Origin of the sequence: Ktedonobacter racemifer DSM 44963 (assembly GCF_000178855.1) — a bacterium.
Taxonomy (GTDB): Bacteria; Chloroflexota; Ktedonobacteria; order Ktedonobacterales; family Ktedonobacteraceae; genus Ktedonobacter; species Ktedonobacter racemifer.
The window spans coordinates 1318959-1340897 of the sequence record NZ_ADVG01000004.1 but is presented as its reverse complement, the minus strand read 5'-3'; the positions used below and the strand labels follow the sequence as shown (position 1 = coordinate 1340897).

Genomic DNA, 21939 nt, shown 5'->3' with positions numbered 1-21939 from the left:
GTATCCTCCTCTTCGACCTCACGTAAGAGCACGGAGTTGTTTCTCACGAAGCCATTTCCGAACGGTACGTCGTCGAGTGACCGGAAGAAGCCTGCCCAACTGGAATAGCTGTGTAGGCATGTGAACGTGGAGAAAGACACGAGGGACGGGCAGCAGTCCCCTCTCTTTCTGAAGAGATACTCTGCATTGGAAGGCAACGCACGTCATGAAGCGAACAAAAACACCGACCTTTCTTCTTGAACTCCCTCTCCAGGTCGATTGGAGCCAGGAACGCCATGTACGTGCGCACCTGGAAGCGGCTCGGTGCCTCTACAACGCTCTGCTTGCTGAAGCCATGAAGCGGCTCCGGTGCATGCGCAATGATCCGGCATGGAACAAGGCGCGGGCTCTCCCACGCTCGCACAAACAGAAACGCGCTCAGGCTTTTTCTGCCTTACGCAAGAAGTATCACTTCTCGGAATACGAGCTACACGAGTATGCCAAGCGTGCCCGTGTCTCGTGGATCGCTGATCACATCGAGAGCACCATGGCTCAAACCCTTGCGACTCGCGCCTATCAGGCGGTCAATCGGGTCTGTGTTGGGAAAGCCACACGCGTACGCTTCCGCAGCAAGGGACGTGGCATCGATAGCGTGGAGGGCAAACGTAACGATGTCGGCCTGCGCTTCGTGTGTGATCCCAATGCGGGCGATGGCGGCTTCCTGATCTGGAACCAAGAGGTCATCCCAGCCATCATCGACTGGCGAGATCCAGTGGTGCAGCATGGCATGCGCCACAAGATCAAGTATGTGCGCCTGGTTCGCCGCAAAGCTTCCTCACCACAGGCACAGGGAGCCGATAAAGACAGCAATCGTTATTCCGTGCAATTGGTTTTAGAGGGCCATGCCTTCGTCAAACCGAAGCATGAGGAGGGAGGGAAAGACACGATTGGCCTGGATATTGGCCCATCGACACTGGCTCTTGTCCCTCGTCGAGCAAAGGCGGACCTGGTCACGTTCTGCCAGGAGCTTTCCCCCAATGCCAGCAAAAAACGCCGGTTGCAGCGCAAGATGGACCGGCAAAGACGCGCCACGAATCCCAACAATTACGACGAAAAGGGACGTGTAAAAAAAGGTCGCCGAACCTGGAAGGAGAGTAAGCGATACCAGGCGAGCAGGCGACAACACGCCACTACCGAAAGAAGGCTGGCCGCACACCGCAAGAGTCTGCATGGCAATCTGGCTCATCGCATCGCTTCGGTGGGGAACACGATCACTATAGAGAAAACCTCGTTCAAAGGATGGCAGAAGCAGTATGGTCGGAGCATCGGACTTCGCGCCCCAGGGATGTTTGTAGCGCATTTGACTCGCATAGTTGCAAAAACTGGCGGCACCCTGCACGAAGCCTCAGCCTACCAGACCAGACTGTCTCAATATTGCCATCAGTGTCGACAGTATCACAAGAAGCCACGATCTGAGCGTTGGCACCGTTGTGAGTGCGGGTTGGGACCAGTGCAGCGTGATCTGTATTCGGCCTTCCTGATTGCCCACCTGGAACCTGAGCAAACAACACCCTCCATCACCCAGCACGTCTGGGAAGGTGCGGAGCCGCGCCTGCAAGCCGTGATGGAGGAGCTTCAACAACGTGCGAATGAAGGGGAGCCATTCCCCCGAAGCATGGGCGTGTCGGCTTCTGGCAAAGCTGCCCGTGCCAGAGCGCGTCGGCTGAAAAGTCCTGCCTATCTCCACCAAGAGCCGGTTTCTCCTTCGGGAGAGGCCGGAAACGGTGGGTGAGGAACAGGAACCTCCGTGCATGTATGCCGGAGAGGCCTCAGGAGAACCTGTTATACTGCTATATGAGCTTTGCAAATATATCTATTTCTGCTATAACTGAACAATAACACCTTGTTACGGAGAAGGTTGGAAAAGATGCAAGAACGTTTAGCCCAATTACAGGATATGCTCTGGACCCACATCCCTATTACCAGGCAGCTAGGTCTGAAGGTCGATACCTACGATGGCCAGCGCCTCTGCTTTACCGCGCCCCTGACTGCCAACGTCAACCACGCAGGTACTGTATTCGCAGGTAGTTTAAACGCCCTTCTCACTCTAACTGGTTGGGGTATGACCTGGCTGCTTATGCAAGAGCTGGAGCTGGCTGGAGAGATTGTCATTCAAGATAGTAGTTGTCGCTATCTCGCACCTGTGACGCAGGATTTCGTAACCATATGTGCTCGCCCACAGCAGCAGAGTATTGAACAGTTCGTGCGTATGCTTCGCAGGCGAGGCCGAGGACGCCTGGAACTCAAGGTTGATATTGTGGAAGGCACAACCACCGTTGTCTCCTTCACCGGTCGCTATGTGGTACACAACGATGGTGAGCAGCATAACTCCAACTCGCCCTACAATAGTAACCTGATCTTCTAATGGCTCCTTCGCCTGTTCTACGCTGACTTCCTATAGTCTAAATTTGTTGGTTACAGGTGGTGGAGTTTTAAAAAGCGGTGGCATACGTAGCAAGGGGGAGGCTTTCTTGAACCTTGCGAGGCGTTCCCGAGTCCACACTGTTCGCCTGGTTAGAAGATAATAGCTTGCACAGTAGTCGAAGAGGAAAAGCAGGCCAGGGAGATTGATAAGCAGGAGTAGAACCAGAACAAGCTTGGGATGAGCGCCGAAGAAGACATTTGCCTGGTTATGATCATAAACCAGGGCCGCGATATCTCCCGTGAGCATGCCAGCAAGGATGGCGACGGCCTCTCTCAATGATGGCCTGGCGTCTCGCGAAGCATGTGCGAGACGCCAGTAACTTATACTAAGGGGCGTAACCACAAAGAGCAAGATGCAAGCAATTGTCAGCAGTACTAGAAATAGCTTTACGTCACCGGGAATATGCATATGTACGAACCCTTCCAGCCACCATCCCACAAAACCCATATTCCTATCCAGTATAAGCGTCGTAAAAAGCTACACATGCTAATACAGCATTATTATGAATGCTATTTTAGTGGCTCTCTAAAGTCATGGTCTCGATATTGGCTATGAGCGTATGGATATGCTCAAGCGAAAGCTCTGTCAGCGAGTTGAGTTGCAAGCTGGCCCCGGAAAAGTCGAAATGCCTGGTGAGCTCGTTGGGGATGACCACGCAGAAGATGCCCGCGGCTCGCGCGGCGCGCATGCCATTGAGCGAGTCTTCGAGGGCGATTGCCTCATGTGGCTGTACTCCCAATTGGGTCAGCGCTGATTGGTAAACATCGGGCTGGGGCTTGGCATGCTTCACCTCGTCACCACAGGCGATGGCATCAAAGTAGTGCAGGAGATTCCGCTCTTTGAGATGGCCTGTGACCCAAGCGCGTGTGGAGCTTGAAGCGACAGCGAGCAGGAGACCCTTCTCTTTTGCCTGGCGTATAAGCGCCTCGACGCCCGGAAGCACAGGCTGGCTGGCAATTAGCTCATGATGCCGCTTCATGCGCTGCATACGTAGGGCTTCGCGGTTAAAGCTCTTGCCGCTCTTCTCTTCCAGGTAATCATAGGGATTGAAGGGGCTGGTGCTGGGTCCGGTACCAACCAGGGGCAGCCAGTCCGTAAGCGCAAAGGTGACGTTATGCTCCTGATAAATCTCTTGCCAGGAAGTGAAATCTGGCATTTCAGTATCAATAACAAGACCATCAAAATCAAAAATAATTGCTTTTAGCATATGTCTCTTCCTAATATTTGACTTTATCTGATTTCCTCATCCATCATATAACACAGGGAGCGAGCAGGCCAGAGTGTGGATCTGCTTTACTCTAGCCACCGGGTCATAAAGTGCCGCTCATGCTCTTCAAAGCCCAGCCTGCGATAAAGGCGATGTGCCCCAATGTTCTCATGTTCCACCTCAAGATGAAGTGCATGCATGTCCATTTGCTTACAGGTTTCTTCTATAAACTTGATCGTCTGCTCGCCAATTTTCTTGCCTCGATACTGCTCATCAATAAATAGTTCGTCAATCAAAGCGTCACGCCCATGCATTTCGATGCTATAGCCAAACGTCAGAATTATATAGCCTGCGGTCTGCTGATCATAGTGGATAAGCCAGATGCGCCCATAGTCAGGTTTCTGAAGAAGCTGCTCAACGGCGGCGAGCTTGCTCTCATCTAGAGAGTAATTAAAATGAGTATAGAACTGGCGCATGAACCCTGTCAGGATATCCAGAGTATCGAGGGTAACCAGTTGAAAGGTTATAGTTGGCATGTGAAAACCTATCTCTACTCAGTATGTTTCAAACGAATATCGCCAGGATATCTATGCTTCATCGTATCATACCCCTTTGCACCCCACCAATAAAAAGGATCAAGACCTATTTTATTGTGTGGGATTGAGGTAGTAGAATTGGCTGAAAGCGCTTGTAACGGCAACGAAGTATGGTAATATATTTGAGGTTGAAACTGTGTTGGCTAGTTTGTATGGGTCAAGGTGGATGGAGACTGCGATAAACGAATTAACTTATAATGGGCGTGTGCGGCGGTTGCGCGAGCTGGCTGAGGCGGCGCTTGCCTACTATGATATCGGAAATGCGCGTTTAAGTTTGATTAATGCCGGTGTGGATACCCTCTTTCAGGTCGCTGCCCAGAGGCGCGTCTTTAATGAAGATAGCTTGAGCATGCATCTGGAGAAGGCGCGATATATCCTTCGTTTCTATGGCCGTGAGGAGGTGAGCCCAGAGGCGATTCTCTCAGAGCTACGCTGGCTGCTGGCCTTGCGACGCGATACTGAGCTACTCGTGCCAGAGCCGGTCTTCATGCGCGACGGCTCGCTGCTGATCCAGGTATGTATTGCCGATATTCCCGAGACGCCACGCTGTGTCCTCTTTCGCTGGGTAGAGGGGCGTTTCGCCGAAACCTTGCTTAGCCCTGGTCGGTTGGAGCGCGCAGGTATGTTTCTGGCGCGCCTGCACCAGCACGCGGAGAACTATATGCTGCCCGCTGACTTTGAGCGACCCCGCTGGGACTGGCAGGCGTTAGTCAAGCCTGAGCTGACCGAGGTTGGTGGCAAGGCCAAGCTCTCGGGACGCGATGCCGCGACCTTTGCCGTGCTCTTTGAGCAGACAGAGGACATGCTTAACCAATTGACAACAAATAAGACAGCCTATGGATTGATTCACAGCGATTTTCAGCCCACTAATTACCTCTTCTATAAAGACGAGGTACGCGCCATTGACTTTGAGAAATGCCAGTTTGGCTATTATCTCTATGATATGGCGATTGCACTCCTCTGCCTGCAAGGTCGCGAAAATGAGGCGGCCCTGCGTGAGGCCTTCTTCAACGGCTATGCCCAGATTCGCGTCTTACCCGATCACTACGAAGAACGTCTACGCCTCTTTACCGCTATCCATATGCTTGAGCCACTCTTAGGTGCGATGTGGCCGCGAGGCGTCCCAGCCCGCTCCGCGTTTGTGCGTGAGATCAAACAGGCCGCCGAGCAGCTGCGTGCATACTTGCACCTTTAACCATAAGCGCGCCGTTGGCACGCAGCCACATCACGCCTTATAGAAACTGCTCGATGCGCCGATGTATTTCCTCAGGTGTAAGTCTGAGTGCCGCATTGTATTGCTCTAATGTGCCGTAGCGATGTAAGAACTGGCGTGGAACACCAATAGCCTTAATGCGTGTAGGCATGTCTTCTAGCGCCGCGCTAATGCCTGGTACAAGTGCTCCCTCATAGTATGGCTCGACCACGACTATCTCTCCCTTGCTAGCATAAGCGCGCAGGGTCTCTTTATCGAAAGGAGCGACCGTTGTACAGTAGAGCAGCGTTACATCCAATCCCTCGACCGCTGGAAGCACGTACTCCAACGAAGGGCCAACCGCGATCACCGTTGCCTGACTCCCCTGCTTGATAACCTTGAGCTTTCCAAACTCGATATCCAGATGTTCGTTGTGCTCAGCGACCGATGTGCGATAGTATGTGGGCGAACCATTAGCATACGCTGCTTGCAATAATTGATCTAATTCGTGAGCCGTACCAGGAACCACGATCTGCATATCCGGAAGCTGCATGAGCAGCGGAACGTCCGCAGGCCCATGATGTGTCGGACCGTCGGTGCTATAGTCGTAGGAGGCACCAATGCTGAGAAAGTTACCGCCCAGTCCCTGGTAACAGAAGTCATCTTTAAGCTGTTCAAGTGGTCTTTCAACCAGGAAGGGAGTAATCGTGTGCGCGAAGGGAATAAAGCCTTCCAGGGCAAAGCCCGCGGCAACGCCGATCATGCTCTGTTCCATAATGCCGAGATTTAGTGCGCGTTGGGGATAGCGCTGCAAGATAGGTGCGAATTGTGTGGCGCTTACCGCAGCCAGGACCAGGGCTGTACGCTCGTCTCGCTCGAATAATTCGGCTATTGTGGCGACCATCTGATCGCGCATACTTAATTTCTGTGTTGTTGTCATTCTTCTTTATCCATTTCGCTCTAGTGCTTGTTTCTTCTGCCTCTCAAATAGTACGTATTCGTATTTGCTGCATTAGCTCACCGGGCGATATCAGCAATGATTACGTGCGGCTGCGTGGTAGCGGTCATGCTTAATGCCTGGTAAAGCTGCTCATGATTACGCCCATCAACATTGGTAGTTTGCCAGTGGAAGGCGCTAAATTTTGTTTCCAGGTCGCTAAAGTTGTAGAGGCTGGAGTGGTTATTTACCAGGATGCAGGTCAGATTTGCCAGGTTAAGCTGCCCAGCCAGCATTACCGCTTCCCATATACTGCCTTCATTACACTCTCCATCGCCGATGAGGACGAAAACGCGTTGTTCGCCTTTCTTCGCGCGTAGCGCCAGGGCCACTCCTACCGCCATAGGTAGCCCATGCCCCAGTGAGCCAGTAGAGATCTCTATCCCCGGCACTTGCTGGCGGTCAGGATGTCCCCCTAAAATCCCCTCCCACGTCCCAAAGCGTTCCAGTTCCGTGGTAGGGAAAAAGCCCTTCGCAGCTAGAATGGCGTATAGAGCTAGTGGTCCATGCCCCTTGCTGAGTAAGAAGCGATCGCGTTCCTTTGCCTCTGGCTTGTCAGGGACATAACGTAAAACACGGTCATATAACACCCAGAGTATATCGAGTGTAGAGTGGGCGCTGACATCGTGTTTCTCATCACCCACGGCCATACGCATGAGCTGCTTTACCTCATCCAATGTGGTTGACGTTGTCGTATCCATAGCATTTATCCTCGCTTTCATGTGCTTGAAGTGTAGCGCACGTAGACCCGTTGCATATATGGCCTGAAGGGCAGATTATTCCTGTCCCATTGGGCAGTTTAAGCGTTTGCTCCGTAGCAGATAGGAAACAACGTACCCTATTGTTAGGATATTTGTGTTTAAATGCGTGTAAATGTATACTAAGCACAGTATGGTAAATAGGAGTGCTTTAAACATTTCTATGCACCTCATCGTAAAATGTATGGATGCCATAGGCGGAAAGCAGCCATACATGTGTGTTTATGGGCAAGGGAACGTTGCTATAGGGCGGAAAGCGACGAAAAAGGAGATATGTACCAGTGTCCGAAATGAGCAGAGAGTCTCACCAGAGAGAACGCGAGGATACGTATGCGCTCGATCCTGAGGATACAGCGGAGATGCTTCGCCTGATGAACCAGGATCGACTTGTTACTCAGGGAATGGGGGGACTATTCCCTGAACTCGATAATCAGCTCCCTAAAGGCTACGGGCGTATCATCGATATCGGTTGTGGACCAGGAAGCTGGGTCTTGAATGTGGCATACGAATATCCTGAGGTTGAGGTGCTTGGACTGGATGTCAGTAAACGTATGATCAAGTACGCTCATACTCAGGCACAGACTGAGGGCAGAGAGAACGCTATTTTTATGGAAGGTAACGTGCTAAAGTCGTTACCTTTTCCTGATAACTCATTTGACTTAGTCAATGCGCGCTTTATGGTTGGCGTGATCATGCGTGATGTATGGCCGCAGGTTGTGGAAGAGCTCTATCGTATTGTACGGCCCGGTGGCATTATTCGCCTGACCGAGCCAGATGATATGGGAACGTCTAATAGCCAGGCCCTGGAAGAGTTGATGTGCTTCGCAGCCATGGCGCTTCATCAACTGGGCTATGGTTTCTCGCCGCATGGCCGCTCCTTTGGCATTACACCTCTGCTGGGCGAGTTTTTGCATGATGCAGGATGCGAGCAAATTCAACATCGCCCACACGCCTTTGACTTCTCATATGGCACCACATTTAACCAGAGCCAGTATGAGAACTGGCGTAGCGGCTTCATGAGTTTGTTGCCCCTGTTTAAAAAGTGTAATCTGACGACTGATGAAGAGTTCCAGGTTCTTTATGAGCGCATGCAACAGGAGATGCTCGCCGAGAACTTCCGCGCCCTCTGGTATATGCTAACCGTCTGGGGCTTCAAACCCTTCAAACTCGAAGAGGTTGCCTTCCAGGTTGCGGAAGAAGCAATCAAGCATCAGGAATCACAGCCCCTCGCCGAAGCGATGGGCGAAATTTAGTGAAATAAAGACGAATTTACAAGAAATCACACCAAATAGGGTGTGTAGAGATAATGTGTGTGTGAGCTATAGCCCACACACACATTATCTCTACACACCCTATTTTTAAGCGTCACAGACGCGAAAAATTATTCTGAAGGTCAAATTCTAAGATATTTTTATTTTGTATTCTTAAAGCCTTGACAAGTATTCAAAAGTAATGGTAATTACTTTATAGTAATGCAAAGTAACTCATAGTGATAGGAAGTTAGCAGAAAGCGAGGTTTGTTATGGACCCTTTACTCACTTCAGATGAGCTAGCCGCCATTCTCAAGGTAGATGTCGTTACCATTCGCCGCCTAGTCAATCGCCAGGAGATCACGGCCTACCGCGTAGGCAATGAGTTTCGCTTTACCGAAACAGAATTGGAGCGATACTTGCAGCGCCAGCGCCTTCCCGCCAAAGGCGAGCGCGCTGAGCCTGGCGGCTTTCCAGGCTTTATTCGTAGGTTAATGGACAGGCCAGGTGGGCATGATCGTTTTGAGCGCTTCACCAGGCGCGCTCGTAACGTTTTAGCCCTGGCCCAAAAGGAGGCGGTTGGTCTCAATCATAACTATATTGGCACTGAACATCTCTTGCTTGGTTTGATAAAAGAAGAAGGAGGCATCGCAGGGCGTGTATTACACGAGCAAGGCGTAAGTCTGGAGCAGGTACACGAGCGAATCACCTCTATTATTGGCAAGGGAGATAAACCATCCGCTGGCGAAGGAACTTTGACACCACGTTCAAGAAAAGTTATCGAATACGCCGTCGATGAGGCCAGGCGTCTTGGACATTCCTTTGTAGGCACTGAGCATATCCTCTTAGGCCTTATCCGTGAAGGTGAAGGTATCGCTGCCCACGTGCTTCGAGATGTCTTGCGTACTGAGCAGCTAGATAGCGTGCGTGAAGCGGTGTTACGCATACTCAACCAGGAGGGCGTGACCACTGAAAGCACGCCTCCTATTCCTGAAGAAGCCAGCGCGCTTCTAGGCGACCAGGAGGAGGCCCTGACCTGCTCCGTTTGTGGCGCTCGTTGCCTCACCTACTTCCACTACTGCTTCAACTGTGGCGCCCCTTTCGAATCATAAATTATGTAGGGTCAGAACTTGCTTGGACTCCATGGCTACAGAGTCCGAGCAAGCTCTGACCTACGGGAAAATTGTATTGCTCACACAGACAGGGATGTAAAAACGATGGCGGAAGATTCCACTCAATCAGGCGAGCTTAGCCCCGAAAAGCGCGAGAGTCTATGGCGTAATTCAGCCTTTAACCTTTTCTGGTTTGGACAGATATGCTCCACTTTTGGTGATGCCTTTTCCAGTATCGCGCTTCCACTTCTCGTGCTGGAGGCGACCGGTTCGGTGGCCCAAATGGGGTTGGTAACGGCTATCTTCAGTGCGGGTTTTGTGCTGACAGGTATTTTTGCGGGCGTGATTGTAGATCGCTCTGAGCAACGCAGATTACTCCTAGCTTGCGATATATTACGTATGCTCTGCTATTTGCTTATTCCTTTTTCTTGGTGGCTGATAGGGCCGAGCCTGGTAGTACTCTATTTCGTTACAGCACTGGTTTCTTGCCTGGGAATGCTTTTCCGTGTGGGGTATATGGCGCTCGTACCCAGGCTGGTTGGTTCCACCTATATAGCAGAGGCCAATGGTCGGCTGGAAGCCAGTTATGCCTTTATGTCCATTGTTGGCACCTTCCTGGCGGGTCTTGTCGTGAGTAAGTTTGGTGCTCCAGGTGCTATCACAATCGATGCCTTGACCTTTGGTCTCTCGGCTCTCTCCCTCTTTTTCGTACGGTTGCGAACAGCCGAGCCTATTCAGCAAGAAGAGCTTGAGCCTTCCCTCTGGTTGCGCTTCCTGGCTGGGTGGCGCTTTCTCTGGCAACAGCCAGCTCTGCGTTCAATCACTATCTTGTTAACACTTCTCTCAACCCTGACGGCGGCGATCACAGATATCTTTATTTTTCATATAAAGCATGATCTGGGGCAGAGCTATACGACTGTAGGCCTCGTCTTTGCCTTGGCGACCATTGGTGCTATCCTCGCGGGTTTGATAATGCCATTTCTACGCAAGCGCCTGGGTTTTGCCATCTGCTGGATTGGTGGCAATATCTTGAATAGTCTCTCTCTTCTCTTGATGGGACTGGCGATTAACCTTTCGTGGCTTGTGCTTATTGGGGTATGTTTTATGTTTACCAGTACCCTGGCTAGTATTTGTTCTGTCTCTTTGCGCCAGGAGATTACGCCTGGACCCCTCCTGGGGCGTGTGACCTCTGCTTTCTGGACTATTCACTATGCTCTGGCTCCTTTAGGTGCTATCTCAACAACCTGGATCTCCGAGCGTATTGGAGTGCCGCTAGCTGGGGTCATTCTGGGGAGCCTCTGCCTGCTTATAAGCCTGAGTGCTCTTTTGACGCCCCTTAGGCGCTATTAATGCGCAAATTCAATGCGGCAGGCCAGACTAAAGTATCCACCCTTGATCTGGTAGCCCAGTTTGCGGTTAATTGCCAGCATGGCGGCATTCTCGGCATCGTTGCGTGTGAGGATATAGTCGGCGCGGCGCTGGCGGGCGTAGCGGATGGCAAGGAGCTTGAGCGCGAGCGCGATGCCTCGGCCTCGGTAGGCTCGCTCAACGCCTGTAAATGTATTGTGCATCGAGTTACAGTTTATGTAATGGCTCACAGTAGCTGTGCCCATCCAGCGTTCGCCATCAGCAGCAATGAACTGGCCCTCTGGGCGAAACCAGGGCGCGAGAAAGAGCATGCGCTGAAAGTCATGAAATGAGGAGATAGAGACGCGTTTCTTGTGAGCCGAGTTTGAGCCGGTCTCATAAATACGCCGATGTAAGTCGTATAGCCATCTCTGGTGCTCATTTGTCGCCTCTATATCAGCCAGGGTAAAGAATTGGATGCCAGAGGCTTGCAGGTGCTCGGGGAAATCATGGAAGCGCGCATAGTCGAAGTCAGAGAGATAGAGCCAGGATTCCAGGGTATAGCTGGTCAGGGTAAAGCCACGGTGGAGCGCGAACTCCAGGCCGGGAGCGGAATTATCGCGCACTTGGGTGATAAGTAGATTGGCCTCTTGTGTGTCCAGAAATGCGAGCGCATGGTCATACAAGGCGCTACCGATTCCCCGCCGTCGCCATGCGGGATCGATGACAATAGAGATCCAGAATTGACCTCTATGCACCCATGGATTATGCAGAATTTGCGAAAATCCCAGCACGCTATTTTGTGTACTGATCGCAAGTGTGGTATGTTGAACTTGAGCGGGGGGAGCACTTTGCTGGCGTGCGAGGAGCATGTCTGGACTGACTGGCTCAAGCTCCGTTGTACTCAGCAGGTCAGCAAGGCGAGGATAGTCCTGGTTTGGATTGAGGGTGCGTAATCGAATGTCCATAGAATGGCCTTTCTTCTGCTACAAAGGAAGCAACAACTATCCCACCTCTTTTCTATTGTACTCTGAACCTGAGTGGTCTCTAATAGAGTAAACGCCAGAATATGCTCATTTCGTCAGGCACTCTCAGCGTCTGCAACGTTTTGGGGTTAGTGTGGTGTGGGTGGAAATGCCTGCGGCATTTCCACCCACACCACACTAACCCCACGAGCCACGCAGTGGCGAGAAGTCCTGTATAGCCTGTATAGATATTATAAATCCAGATCTGCTTAGGAAAGGCTTCTGAATGTTGGAAGAGTTATCAGCGCAAGAGCTTAATGCCGCCATGGAAGCCAACTCGGTTGGATATCTGACCTACTTTGCTGCGCGTACCCCTGGCATGCGAGTAGTGGATGAAGGCGATCTCCTGCTCGTGGACTCTGGCGTGGCCTCGGATACCTTTAACTATATCTGTCGCGCTCAATTAAATGTAAATCAGGTTCAGGCACGTACACAGGAAGCTATCTCCTACTTCACCGCGCGTGGCTTGCCTGTTGCCTGGTGGGTTGGACCAGCTAGCCAGCCAGGCAACCTGGGCGTTTACCTGGAACAGGCTGGACTGGATGCCGTAGAGGTGGATGAGGGGATGATAGCCGACCTGCGCGCTCTACCACGCGCTGTAACGGCGCCAGAGGACCTTTCTATCCAGCGTGTGAGCTCATCCCAGCAATTAGAGCAGTTTGCCCAGGCCGTCTCGCGGGTCTTTGAACCACCAGATACCAATGTCCATCTCTTCTACAAGCGTGTTGAAGCTGTAGCCTTAAGCCAGGATGGTCCCTTGCGCCTCTTTCTTGGTTACTGGCGCGGCGAGCCAGTGGCGACGAGTGCTGTCTTCCTGAATGCCGGGGTCGCGGGTATCTACTCCGTAGCCACCGCTCCTCATGCGCGTAAACGTGGTATTGGTACAGCGCTCACACTGACTGCGCTCCAGGATGCTCAGGCTGTGGGCTATACTATCGGTGTCTTACAGGCCTCGGGCGAGGGCCAGCGTATCTACCAGCGTCTTGGCTTTCGCACGATCTGTCTCTTCAAAGTTTATCAGTAAACTACCTATCCGAAATCCTGAGCGCTTGCCGTGCCACATTCATGTGGTCCCCGAATGGGGGCGAAGCGCTAGTCACGAGAGTGACGTTGGGTTCTGGAATAAGAGCTAAGAGGTTATCTTATGCAAAATCTCTCTTCATTATTTGCGCTCAATGGACAGACCGCCATTGTCACGGGTGGCAGTGGTGTGTTGGGGAGTGCGCTGGCCCAGGGGCTAGCCGGAGCAGGCGCACGCGTCGTCGTCATAGGTCGGCGCCTGGAGGCCTGTGAGAATGTTGTGCGTACTATCAAGGCCAATGGCGGTGAGGCCCTTGCTCTCGCCTGTGATGTGACCAGCAAATCGGACCTGGAACGCGCTCTCGAACAGATACAGCAGCGCTTTGGCGGCATCGATATCCTTGTCAATGGTGCGGGAGGCAATCAGCCAGCCGCGACCGTCTCACCCGAGCGGTCCTTTTTTGAACTGGATGAGCAGGCCGTCAATACCGTTTTCGGCCTCAACTTTCAGGGAACTCTGCTTCCATGCCAGGTCTTTGGGAGTGTTATGGTCAGCCAGGGCCACGGAAGCATAGTTAATATCTCTTCTATGGCCTCGCTACGCCCTCTGACACGTGTTGTTTCCTACGGCGCGGCCAAGGCAGCGATCAATAACTTTACGCAGTGGCTGGCTGTACATATGGCCCAGGAGTACGATGCGCGTATCCGCGTGAATGCTATCGCTCCTGGTTTCTTTCTTACTGAGCAGAATCGTTTTCTGCTGACAGATGAGCAGGGCGCGCCCACCGCGCGTGGCCAGGCCATCCTCTCGCATACCCCCGCGGGACGCTACGGTCAACCCGAAGATCTCGTAGGTACACTACTCTGGCTCGTCAGCCCTGCTGCTGCTTTCATCACCGGCATTGTAGTTCCCATTGATGGTGGCTTCGCAGCCTTCAGCGGTGTCTAATCTAAAAAGATATCAATCACTAAAGATATCAATCATTATGGTATGCGCTCCCTCTGACCAGTCAGGGGAGCGCATACCATAATGATTGGTGGGTGTGATGCTACAGATGTGCTACTGTTCCAGGCGGATGCTCTCGAGTGTGGGCAGGAATGTGGATAGCCAGGAGATGTGTTCGGGGAGCGCGACCTCTGGCTCGGGGATCTCAGGATGCCACATCTTCTCCCACTCTACCGAGATCCAACCATCATAGCCTAGAAGCTTGAGCTGTGTCAGTTGATCGGCCACGGGTACCTCGCCATCGCCCAACAGCTTCAATTCCCAGCCATTGTCCGTTGTGCGTACCGCGTCCTTGACATGGTAATGGGCGATCCGTGAGCCCAACTCGTGAATCACCTCTTCCGATGTCTCACCGACGCGGTAGGTATGCATGCTATCCCAGAGGGCCGCGATATTGGGCGACTGCACCTTGTTCAGTACTCTGGCGACGCGATAGGCTGATGAAAAGGCGTCATGCGTCTCTAACGCTATTGTAACGCCAGCCCGTTCAGCCTCCGCAGCCACAGCCTTTAGCTCTTCAGCGATCAAGGTATTTACCTCTTCTTCAGAGGGTTCGGCTGCGTTGCCAGCTTTGTTTTGTCCACCAAAGACGCGGAGCAAGGGTATATGTAGCTTTCCTGCCAGTCCGATCCAGGCGCGCATTCCCTCGATCTGGTCCTGTCTCTCCTCCTCAGTAGGCTGATTGAGCGTACACGATGTGTCGATGGCGCATACCTCCAGCCCGGCATCACGTATCTGCTTGACCGCTTCCCCAATTTTTACACTGTCACGCTCAAGTTCTAACACAGTATTGTCCAGCACACGCAACTCCAGGCCATGATAACCAAGCTGCTGAGTAGTCGCGATAATCTGCTCCAGGCTCCAGTTGGGACAGGATAGCGTACTAAAGGCAATCTTCATATTACACACCTCTTTCTTCAGCGTCGTCGATATTTTGCTACTTCATTATACGCGCATCTAAGGCTGCTTGTGTTTCAAGCCAGAGGAATAAACGATGCATCAACTCGTTTCTATGTATTGCCTATCGAAAACCTGAGCGCGGTAGCGCTAGTCACGGCAGTGACGTTGGTTTTCGTGTAAGAAGATAGTGGGCTGGGCTACTATAACATGTGTAGACTTATTATGACGCTTGTTTGCTCGCGCTCATAGCGCTTGCCTATTAATCCAAAAGGAGATTTCATCATGAGTGATAAAAATATGCAGGTTTTATTCGCGAACCGGCCCAAAGGGTGGGTGCAGGAGAGCGACTTTAAAATTGTCGAGAGCGAGATTCCCCAGCCAAAAGAGGGCCAGGTCCTGGTCAAAAATAGTTATCTCTCGCTTGACCCCTACATGCGTGGTCGTATGAGTGCTGGCAAATCCTATGCTGCTCCCATGGAGATTGGTGATGTGATGGTTGGTGGTACAGTCGGCGTGGTCGTTGAGTCTAAGAATGAGCAATTTAAGCCGGGTGATGTTGTACTTGGCTATTTTGGTTGGCAGAAGTACGGCCTCTCAAACGGGAAGGGTCTGCTGAAGGTACCTGCGGACAAAATCCCCCTCTCCGCCTTCCTGGGTGTGTTGGGCATGCCTGGCATCACCGCCTGGATTGGCCTGAACATGATTGGCGAACCCAAACCTGGCGAGACGGTCGTCGTTTCGGCTGCCTCGGGCGCAGTCGGTAGCGTCGTTGGCCAGCTCGCCAAAGCGAAGGGCTGTCGTGCCGTGGGTATCGCGGGTGGCAAGGCTAAATGTGACTATGTCGTCAATGAGCTTGGCTTTGATGCCTGCGTCGATTATAAAGCCGGAAACCTGGACCAGGATCTCAAGCAGGCTGCTCCCAATGGCATCGACATCGACTTTGAGAACGTCGGCGGCGAAATTCTCGATACTGTGTTGACGCAACTCAACGCGTACGCGCGCATCCCGCTCTGTGGTTTTGTATCGCAATATAATGTGACTGAGCCGTATCAGTTGCGCAACTTCGGAGCCTTCCTCGCCAGCCGTGTCAAGCTTCAGGGCTTTATTGTTGGAGAACATATGAACTTATGGCCGCAGGCGCAGCAGGAGCTAACGCAGCTCTATACCTCGGGCAAACTCAAGTATCGCGAAAGCGTCGCCGAAGGCTTGGAGAATGCTCCCAAAGCTTTCATCGGTATGCTCAAAGGCGAAAACTTCGGCAAGCAGCTCGTAAAAATTGCCGATCGCTAACCACACGATCGACAAATGTAGGGTCCATGCTGGCATGGACTAACGCTCCCATCAGTAGCCGCGCCAGTAGCGGGCTACTGATGGGGCATTACCCATATGGGTGGGTATATTCGCACAGCTTGACAGTGTCGAGTGGCTGTGGGATAATGCACTTCGCTCCAACACATGGTAAACAGCGACAATCACCAACCTGATCGGTGCTCCTGTCCGATTTACCCGGCGTCTGTACCTCGCTTTTGAAGCGCAGGTGAACAGATGCCCAGGTGCCACGCTAAGGTGGCTCGCCACGGGTACTTTTCCCCGCTGCATCACACGTTCCTTCACACGATGAATGGGCGTGGTTTTGTGCTGTCTCTGACAGGATGCAGAGAGGGTCCTTGACCAGGTTTTGAGCGACTGAAAACGAGTTTTCAGCGATCTCCAAAAGACGTCAGAAAAGTACTTGACAAAGCGCAAAGCATATGCGATACTGACATAGTCAACGGCGAACACGAACACCGCGAACGCCGGAGCGACACCAAGAATACAAGCGCAAGCCCACGGGTTTGCCGGGTTGCGGTTCAACAAGCAAAAGAAGAACGAACCAGAGCACCCTGAACAACTGAAGAGTGGAATGCAGAAGTACAACGGAACTTCGTTGAGTAAGCTTGTCTTGCTTACGGAGAACACCGTTCCTGTCAATTCTGCGAACAAGCAATTTGAAGTAACGACAACGTGCTTCTAGCCTGGACGCAAACTACATGATCATGACAGATGCCTGTTGGTGTCTGTGAGATACATTCACATTTGAATGGCGAGTTTGATCCTGGCTCAGGATAAACGCTGGCGGCGTGCCTAACACATGCAAGTCGAACGCCCTCTCGCAAGAGAGGGAGTGGCGGACGGGTGAGTAACACATGGGTACCTGCCCCGAGGTGAGGAATACCGGCGAGAAATCGCCGACAATACCGCATATGTTCCTCCGGGAACAAAGCTCGCAAGGGCGCCTTGGGATGGGCCTGTGGCCGATTAGCTTGTTGGTGAGGTAAGAGCTCACCAAGGCCACGATCGGTAGCTGGTCTGAGAGGATGGTCAGCCACACTGGGATTGAGAACGGCCCAGACTCCTACGGGGGGCAGCAGTGAGGAATTTTCGTCAATGGGGGCAACCCTGAACGAGCAACGCCGCGTGCAGGAGGACGCTTTTCGGAGTGTAAACTGCTTTTCTTGGGGACGAGTAAGGACGGTACCCAAGGAATAAGCCCCGGCTAACTACGTGCCAGCAGCCGCGGTAATACGTAGGGGGCAAGCGTTGTCCGGAGTTATTGGGCGTAAAGCGCACGCAGGCGGTTTCGTACGTCCGGAGTGACAGTTCCCGGCTCAACTGGGAAAGGTCTTCGGAAACGGCGAGACTTGAGGGCTTCAGAGGGACACGGAATTCCGGGTGGAGTGGTGAAATGCGTAGAGATCCGGAGGAACACCAATGGCGAAGGCAGTGTCCTGGGAAGCATCTGACGCTCAGGTGCGAAAGCTAGGGGAGCGAACAGGATTAGATACCCTGGTAGTCCTAGCCGTAAACGATGACCACTAGGTGTGGGAGGTATCGACCCCTTCCGTGCCGTCGCAAACGCAGTAAGTGGTCCGCCTGGGGAGTACGGTCGCAAGATTAAAACTCAAAGGAATTGACGGGGACCCGCACAAGCAGCGGAGCGTGTGGTTTAATTCGATGCAACGCGAAGAACCTTACCAAGTCTTGACATGCAGATGCACCAGCGGTAATGCGCTGTCCCTTCGGGGCGTTTGCACAGGTGCTGCATGGCTGTCGTCAGCTCGTGTCGTGAGATGTTGGGTTAAGTCCCGCAACGAGCGCAACCCCTACTGCCTATTACAACTTCTAGGCGGAACTGCCCTCACGGGAGGAAGGCGGGGATGACGTCAAGTCAGCACGGCCCTTACGACTTGGGCGACACACACGCTACAATGGCCAGTAACAAAGGGATGCCAACCCGCGAGGGGGAGCCAAGCTCAAAAACCTGGTCTCAGTTCAGATTGCAGGCTGAAACTCGCCTGCATGAAGGTGGAGTTGCTAGTAACCGTAGGTCAGCACACTACGGTGAATACGTTCCCGGGTCTTGTACACACCGCCCGTCACACCACGAAAGTCGGCAACACCTGAAGCCGCCAGGCTAACTCTTCGGAGAGGCAGGCGTCGAGGGTGGGGTTGGTGATTGGGGTGAAGTCGTAACAAGGTAGCTGTACCGGAAGGTGCGGCTGGATCACCTCCTTTCTAGGGAGTTATCAGTGCTCACTGTAGCACTGCACTCTCAGGTCGAACAGGAACGACCTGTCCGTTGTCCCCTGCTTCCACTCTTCAGCGGTTCGGCCGCTGGTTTTGACCAGTACCGAGACCCGCATAGTACCTGAACAACCAAAGAAGTATTCCTTCAATTTTGCTGAGCGAGCACGTTGGCATGCAAGTGTTCAACCGTGACGGAAGTCATGTTCAGCTCGTGACAGTGAAGAAAGAAGACCGAGATCCCATACAACAAGGGTAACAGACCAACAAGAAGAAGCAGACAAGGCAGAACAAGCGAAACAGAGTACGAGGTGGATGCCTTGGCGCTGAAGACCGATGAAGGACGCGGAGACCGGCGAAACGTTCAGGGGGAGCTGCATCCAAGCGATGAGCCCTGAGATTCCGAATGGGGCAACCCCTCCAGAGTGATGTCTGGAGACCTATCGCTGAACACATAGGCGATATGGAGGATCGTGGGTGAACTGAAACATCTCAGTAGCCTGCGTAAGAGAAATCAACCGAGATTCCCGTAGTAGTGGCGAGCGAACCGGGAAGAGCCCAAACCATCTATTCCTCGTGAATAGGCGGGGTTGTAGGACTTCTATCAGCAGACGTTTTCTTACTCGAAGGCATTGGAACGTGCCACCAGAGGGGGTGAGAGTCCCGTAGAGGACGAGAGAACGACTGTGAGAAGTATCCTGAGTACCACGAGACACGTGCAATCTTGTGGGAAGCTGGGGGGACCACCCTCCAAGGCTAAAGAACTTCAGCGACCGATAGCGAACAAGTACCGTGAGGGAAAGGTGAAAAGTACCCCGAGAGGGGGATGAAAGAGTCCCTGAAACCACGTACTCACAAGCAGTCAGAGGCCACTGTTCCGTTGCGGAACCAAGGGCTGATGGCGTGCCTTTTGTAGAATGATCCGGCGAGTGCATCGCACGTTGCAGGTTAACCAGCGCTAAAGCTGGGGAGCCAGAGGGCAACCGAGTCTGAAACAGGCGTACTGTGTAGCGGCGATGCGACCCGAAACCGTGTGAGCTACCCATGAGCAGAGTGAAGCGGATGTAACAGTCCGTCGAGGCTCGAACCCACCAGTGTTGCAAAACTGGGGGATGACTTGTGGGTAGGGGTGAAATGCTAATCGAACACGGAGATAGCTGGTTCTCCCCGAAATGTATTGAGGTACAGCCACCTGAAACGACTATCCTGGAGGTAGAGCACTAGATAGGCTAGGGGCCCTGTGCGGGTTACCAACCCTACTTAAACTCCGAATGCCAGGACAGGATCCAGGTGAGTGAGACGGCGGGGGCTAAGCTTCGTCGTCAAAAGGGAAACAGCCCAGACCATCGGCTAAGGTCTCCAAATCGATGCTCAGTGTCAAAGGGGGTCAATGCGCCCAAACAGCCAGGATGTTGGCTTAGAAGCAGCCATCATTTAAAGAGTGCGTAATAGCTCACTGGTCGAGTGCAATGGCACCGACAACGTATCGAGGCTTAAGCATCGTACCGAAGCCGTGGATCTCTACCTTGTGTAGAGATGGTAGGGGAGCGTTCTCGACGCCTGAGAAGCCAGACCGTAAGGACTGGTGGAGGTAAGAGAAGTGAGAATGCCGGAATGAGTAGCGCAATGTCTGCGAGAACCAGACACACCGAATGCCTGAGGGTTCCTGGGCAACGTCAATCGTCCCAGGGTGAGTCGGGCCCTAAGCCGAGGGCGTCATGCCGTAGGCGATGGAAAGCAGGTCAGAGAATCCTGCACCGGAACGTTTCGTTATGAGCAATGGGGGGACGCGGTAGGGAAGGTGAGCCGATCGAATGGACAGGATCGGTGCCTCTGTTGAAGCGCGTGACCGAGGAAAATCCCGGACACAGTATGCGTAACACTGAGGCCGAGCGCCCGCGAGGGTGCGGAAGTCATTGGTCCCCAGGCCGTCAAGAAAAGCCTCTCGCCAGAAATTGTTCCGCCCGTACCGCAAACCGACACTGGTAGGCAGGGGGAAATCTCCCCAGGTGATCGAGCGACCCTCTGTTAAGGAACTCGGCAAATTAACCCCGTACCTTTGGAAGAAGGGGTGCCTGCGTAGCTGTGTGTGCTTGCACACATGGTGAGAAGGTTGCAAGAAATCGGCTCAAGCGACTGTTTACCAAAAACACAGGTCTCTGCGAACGCGAAAGCGGAAGTATAGGGGCTGACTCCTGCCCAGTGCCGGAAGGTTACGAGGAGTGGTGTGCGTAGCCACGAATCTAAGCCCCGGTGAACGGCGGCCGTAACTATAACGGTCCTAAGGTAGCGAAATTCCTTGTCGGGTAAGTTCCGACCCGCACGAAAGGAGTAACGACTTGAGCGCTGTCTCGACAGAGGACTCGGCGAAATTGAAGTACCCGTGAAGATACGGGTTACCCACGACAGGACAAAAAGACCCCGTGGAGCTTTACTACAGTTTGGCCTGGAAACGAAGTATGGTGTGCGTAGCATAGGTGGGAGCCGGAGAACTCATCCTTGTGGGGGTGAGGGAGGCAGCAGTGAAATACCACTCTCACCATGGTTTGTGTCTCACACGTCACCGTGAACCGGGACGTGAACAGGGCCAGATGGGTAGTTTGACTGGGGCGGTCGCCTCCCAAAGAGTAACGGAGGCGCCCAAAGGTTCCCTCAGGGTGGATGGACATCACCCTTTGTAGAGTGTAAAGGCACAAGGGAGCTTGACTGTGAGGCTGACACGCCGAGCAGGGACGAAAGTCGGGCTTAGTGATCCCACATTCCCGTGTGGAAGGAGTGTGGCTCAACGGATAAAAGCTACCCCGGGGATAACAGGCTTATCTTGCCCAAGAGTTCACATCGACGGCAAGGTTTGGCACCTCGATGTCGGCTCGTCGCATCCTGGGGCTGGAGTAGGTCCCAAGGGTTGGGCTGTTCGCCCATGAAAGCGGCACGCGAGCTGGGTTCAGAACGTCGCGAGACAGTTCGGTCTCTATCCGTCGTGGGCGTCGGAAAAGTGAGGGGAGTCATCTTCAGTACGAGAGGACCGAGATGGCTTGACCGCTAGTGCGCCAGTTGGGGGGCCTCCTCCAGAGCTGGGTAGCTACGTCAAGAAGGGATAAGCGCTGAAAGCATCTAAGCGCGAAGCCGACCCGAAGATAACTTTTCCCACTCTCTTCGAAGAGTCAAGATCCCAGGAAGAAGACCTGGTGGATAGGCTGCGCGTGGACGCCTGGTAACAGGTGGAGCGGAGCAGTACTAATGATCGTACGGCTTGTTTCCCAGTGTGTTTCTTCATGAGTGGTGTGCGTCTCCTGTTGTGTGTGAGAGCGGTCTTTGATCGGACCTGAGCACGAGCGAGAGGGCTTGGCGGCACGGGGAGCATGAGCGGGCCAGCGTGGCTCAGCAAAATTGAGGGAATACTTCTTTGGACAGGTAACATCAGAACGAAAACGAGCAACACTGCGACAGATTTTTTGCGGTGACTGCTTGTTTTCTGTTTTTGGCGGAATACTTCTCCAC

At 53.0% G+C, this 21939-nt stretch carries 16 protein-coding genes and 2 rRNA genes; 11 read left to right on the top strand and 7 right to left on the bottom strand.

Annotated elements, in window-relative coordinates:
* The first annotated feature begins 205 nt into the window (after nt 1-205).
* Together KRAC_RS47555 and KRAC_RS47550 are read left to right on the top strand one after the other, a co-directional pair.
* Nucleotides 206-1771, top strand: coding sequence for a hypothetical protein (locus KRAC_RS47555; protein ID WP_007919627.1), 1566 nt, complete (start codon nt 206-208; stop codon nt 1769-1771).
* Nucleotides 1772-1906: 135 nt separating this feature from the next.
* On the top strand, nt 1907-2404 hold the full coding sequence (locus KRAC_RS47550) for a YiiD C-terminal domain-containing protein (protein WP_007919625.1): 498 nt from the start codon (nt 1907-1909) through the stop codon (nt 2402-2404).
* A 30-nt stretch (nt 2405-2434) separates the two neighbouring features.
* Here KRAC_RS47550 and KRAC_RS47545 read toward each other — a convergent pair whose 3' ends face one another.
* The 3 genes from KRAC_RS47545 to KRAC_RS47535 form a co-directional block, all read right to left on the bottom strand.
* Nucleotides 2435-2872 carry a hypothetical protein gene (locus KRAC_RS47545; protein ID WP_157507952.1) on the bottom strand — a complete coding sequence of 146 codons (438 nt, stop codon included), beginning with the start codon at nt 2870-2872 and terminating at the stop codon, nt 2435-2437.
* Nucleotides 2873-2978: 106 nt separating this feature from the next.
* The gene (locus tag KRAC_RS47540) at nt 2979-3671 is read right to left on the bottom strand and encodes an HAD family hydrolase (protein WP_007919620.1); all 693 of its coding nucleotides are present in this window, start codon (nt 3669-3671) and stop codon (nt 2979-2981) included.
* A gap of 86 nt (nt 3672-3757) precedes the next feature.
* Nucleotides 3758-4207, bottom strand: coding sequence for a GNAT family N-acetyltransferase (locus KRAC_RS47535; RefSeq protein WP_007919619.1), 450 nt, complete (start codon nt 4205-4207; stop codon nt 3758-3760).
* 226 nt (nt 4208-4433) lie between these two features.
* On the opposite strand from KRAC_RS47535, the gene KRAC_RS47530 reads away from it, so the two are divergent.
* On the top strand, nt 4434-5462 hold the full coding sequence (locus KRAC_RS47530; RefSeq protein WP_040447300.1) for a phosphotransferase enzyme family protein: 1029 nt from the start codon (nt 4434-4436) through the stop codon (nt 5460-5462).
* A gap of 37 nt (nt 5463-5499) precedes the next feature.
* Here the strand turns inward: KRAC_RS47530 and KRAC_RS47525 are convergent, their stop codons facing one another.
* Together KRAC_RS47525 and KRAC_RS47520 are read right to left on the bottom strand one after the other, a co-directional pair.
* Nucleotides 5500-6399 (bottom strand): transketolase family protein, encoded by a 900-nt coding sequence (locus KRAC_RS47525; RefSeq protein ID WP_007919615.1) that lies wholly within the window; start codon nt 6397-6399, stop codon nt 5500-5502.
* Between the two features lie 77 nt (nt 6400-6476).
* Nucleotides 6477-7157, bottom strand: a complete 681-nt coding sequence (locus KRAC_RS47520; protein ID WP_007919613.1) for a thiamine pyrophosphate-dependent enzyme — start codon at nt 7155-7157, stop codon at nt 6477-6479.
* 347 nt (nt 7158-7504) lie between these two features.
* Here KRAC_RS47520 and KRAC_RS47515 point away from each other — a divergent pair, with 347 nt between their 5' ends.
* The 3 genes from KRAC_RS47515 to KRAC_RS47505 all read left to right on the top strand — a co-directional run bounded on the left by KRAC_RS47515 (nt 7505) and on the right by KRAC_RS47505 (nt 10926).
* The gene (locus tag KRAC_RS47515) at nt 7505-8467 is read left to right on the top strand and encodes a class I SAM-dependent methyltransferase (RefSeq protein WP_040447299.1); all 963 of its coding nucleotides are present in this window, start codon (nt 7505-7507) and stop codon (nt 8465-8467) included.
* Nucleotides 8468-8736: 269 nt separating this feature from the next.
* Nucleotides 8737-9576 (top strand): helix-turn-helix domain-containing protein, encoded by an 840-nt coding sequence (locus tag KRAC_RS47510; RefSeq protein WP_007919599.1) that lies wholly within the window; start codon nt 8737-8739, stop codon nt 9574-9576.
* 105 nt (nt 9577-9681) lie between these two features.
* A complete protein-coding gene (locus KRAC_RS47505; protein WP_007919598.1) occupies nt 9682-10926 on the top strand; it encodes an MFS transporter in 1245 nt (414 codons plus the stop codon).
* On the opposite strand, the gene KRAC_RS47500 is transcribed toward KRAC_RS47505, so the two are convergent.
* The gene (locus KRAC_RS47500; RefSeq protein WP_007919596.1) at nt 10923-11891 is read right to left on the bottom strand and encodes a GNAT family N-acetyltransferase; all 969 of its coding nucleotides are present in this window, start codon (nt 11889-11891) and stop codon (nt 10923-10925) included. The genes KRAC_RS47505 and KRAC_RS47500 overlap by 4 nt on opposite strands.
* 283 nt (nt 11892-12174) lie before the next feature.
* Between KRAC_RS47500 and KRAC_RS47495 the strand changes: the two genes are divergently transcribed.
* Complete coding sequence (locus tag KRAC_RS47495) at nt 12175-12972, top strand: GNAT family N-acetyltransferase (RefSeq protein ID WP_007919591.1); 798 nt, start codon at nt 12175-12177, stop codon at nt 12970-12972.
* Between the two features lie 120 nt (nt 12973-13092).
* Complete coding sequence (locus tag KRAC_RS47490; protein WP_007919590.1) at nt 13093-13917, top strand: SDR family oxidoreductase; 825 nt, start codon at nt 13093-13095, stop codon at nt 13915-13917.
* Nucleotides 13918-14028: 111 nt separating this feature from the next.
* Here the strand turns inward: KRAC_RS47490 and KRAC_RS47485 are convergent, their stop codons facing one another.
* A complete protein-coding gene (locus tag KRAC_RS47485; RefSeq protein ID WP_007919588.1) occupies nt 14029-14874 on the bottom strand; it encodes a sugar phosphate isomerase/epimerase family protein in 846 nt (281 codons plus the stop codon).
* Nucleotides 14875-15156: 282 nt separating this feature from the next.
* Between KRAC_RS47485 and KRAC_RS47480 the strand changes: the two genes are divergently transcribed.
* From KRAC_RS47480 to KRAC_RS47470, 3 genes are all read left to right on the top strand, one after another.
* Nucleotides 15157-16164, top strand: a complete 1008-nt coding sequence (locus tag KRAC_RS47480; protein WP_007919587.1) for an NADP-dependent oxidoreductase — start codon at nt 15157-15159, stop codon at nt 16162-16164.
* 787 nt (nt 16165-16951) lie between these two features.
* Nucleotides 16952-18429 (top strand): 16S ribosomal RNA (locus tag KRAC_RS47475).
* 297 nt (nt 18430-18726) lie between these two features.
* A 23S ribosomal RNA gene (locus KRAC_RS47470) occupies nt 18727-21699 on the top strand.
* The 16S and 23S rRNA genes sit together here, the layout of an rRNA operon.
* The last annotated feature ends 240 nt before the right edge of the window (nt 21700-21939 follow it).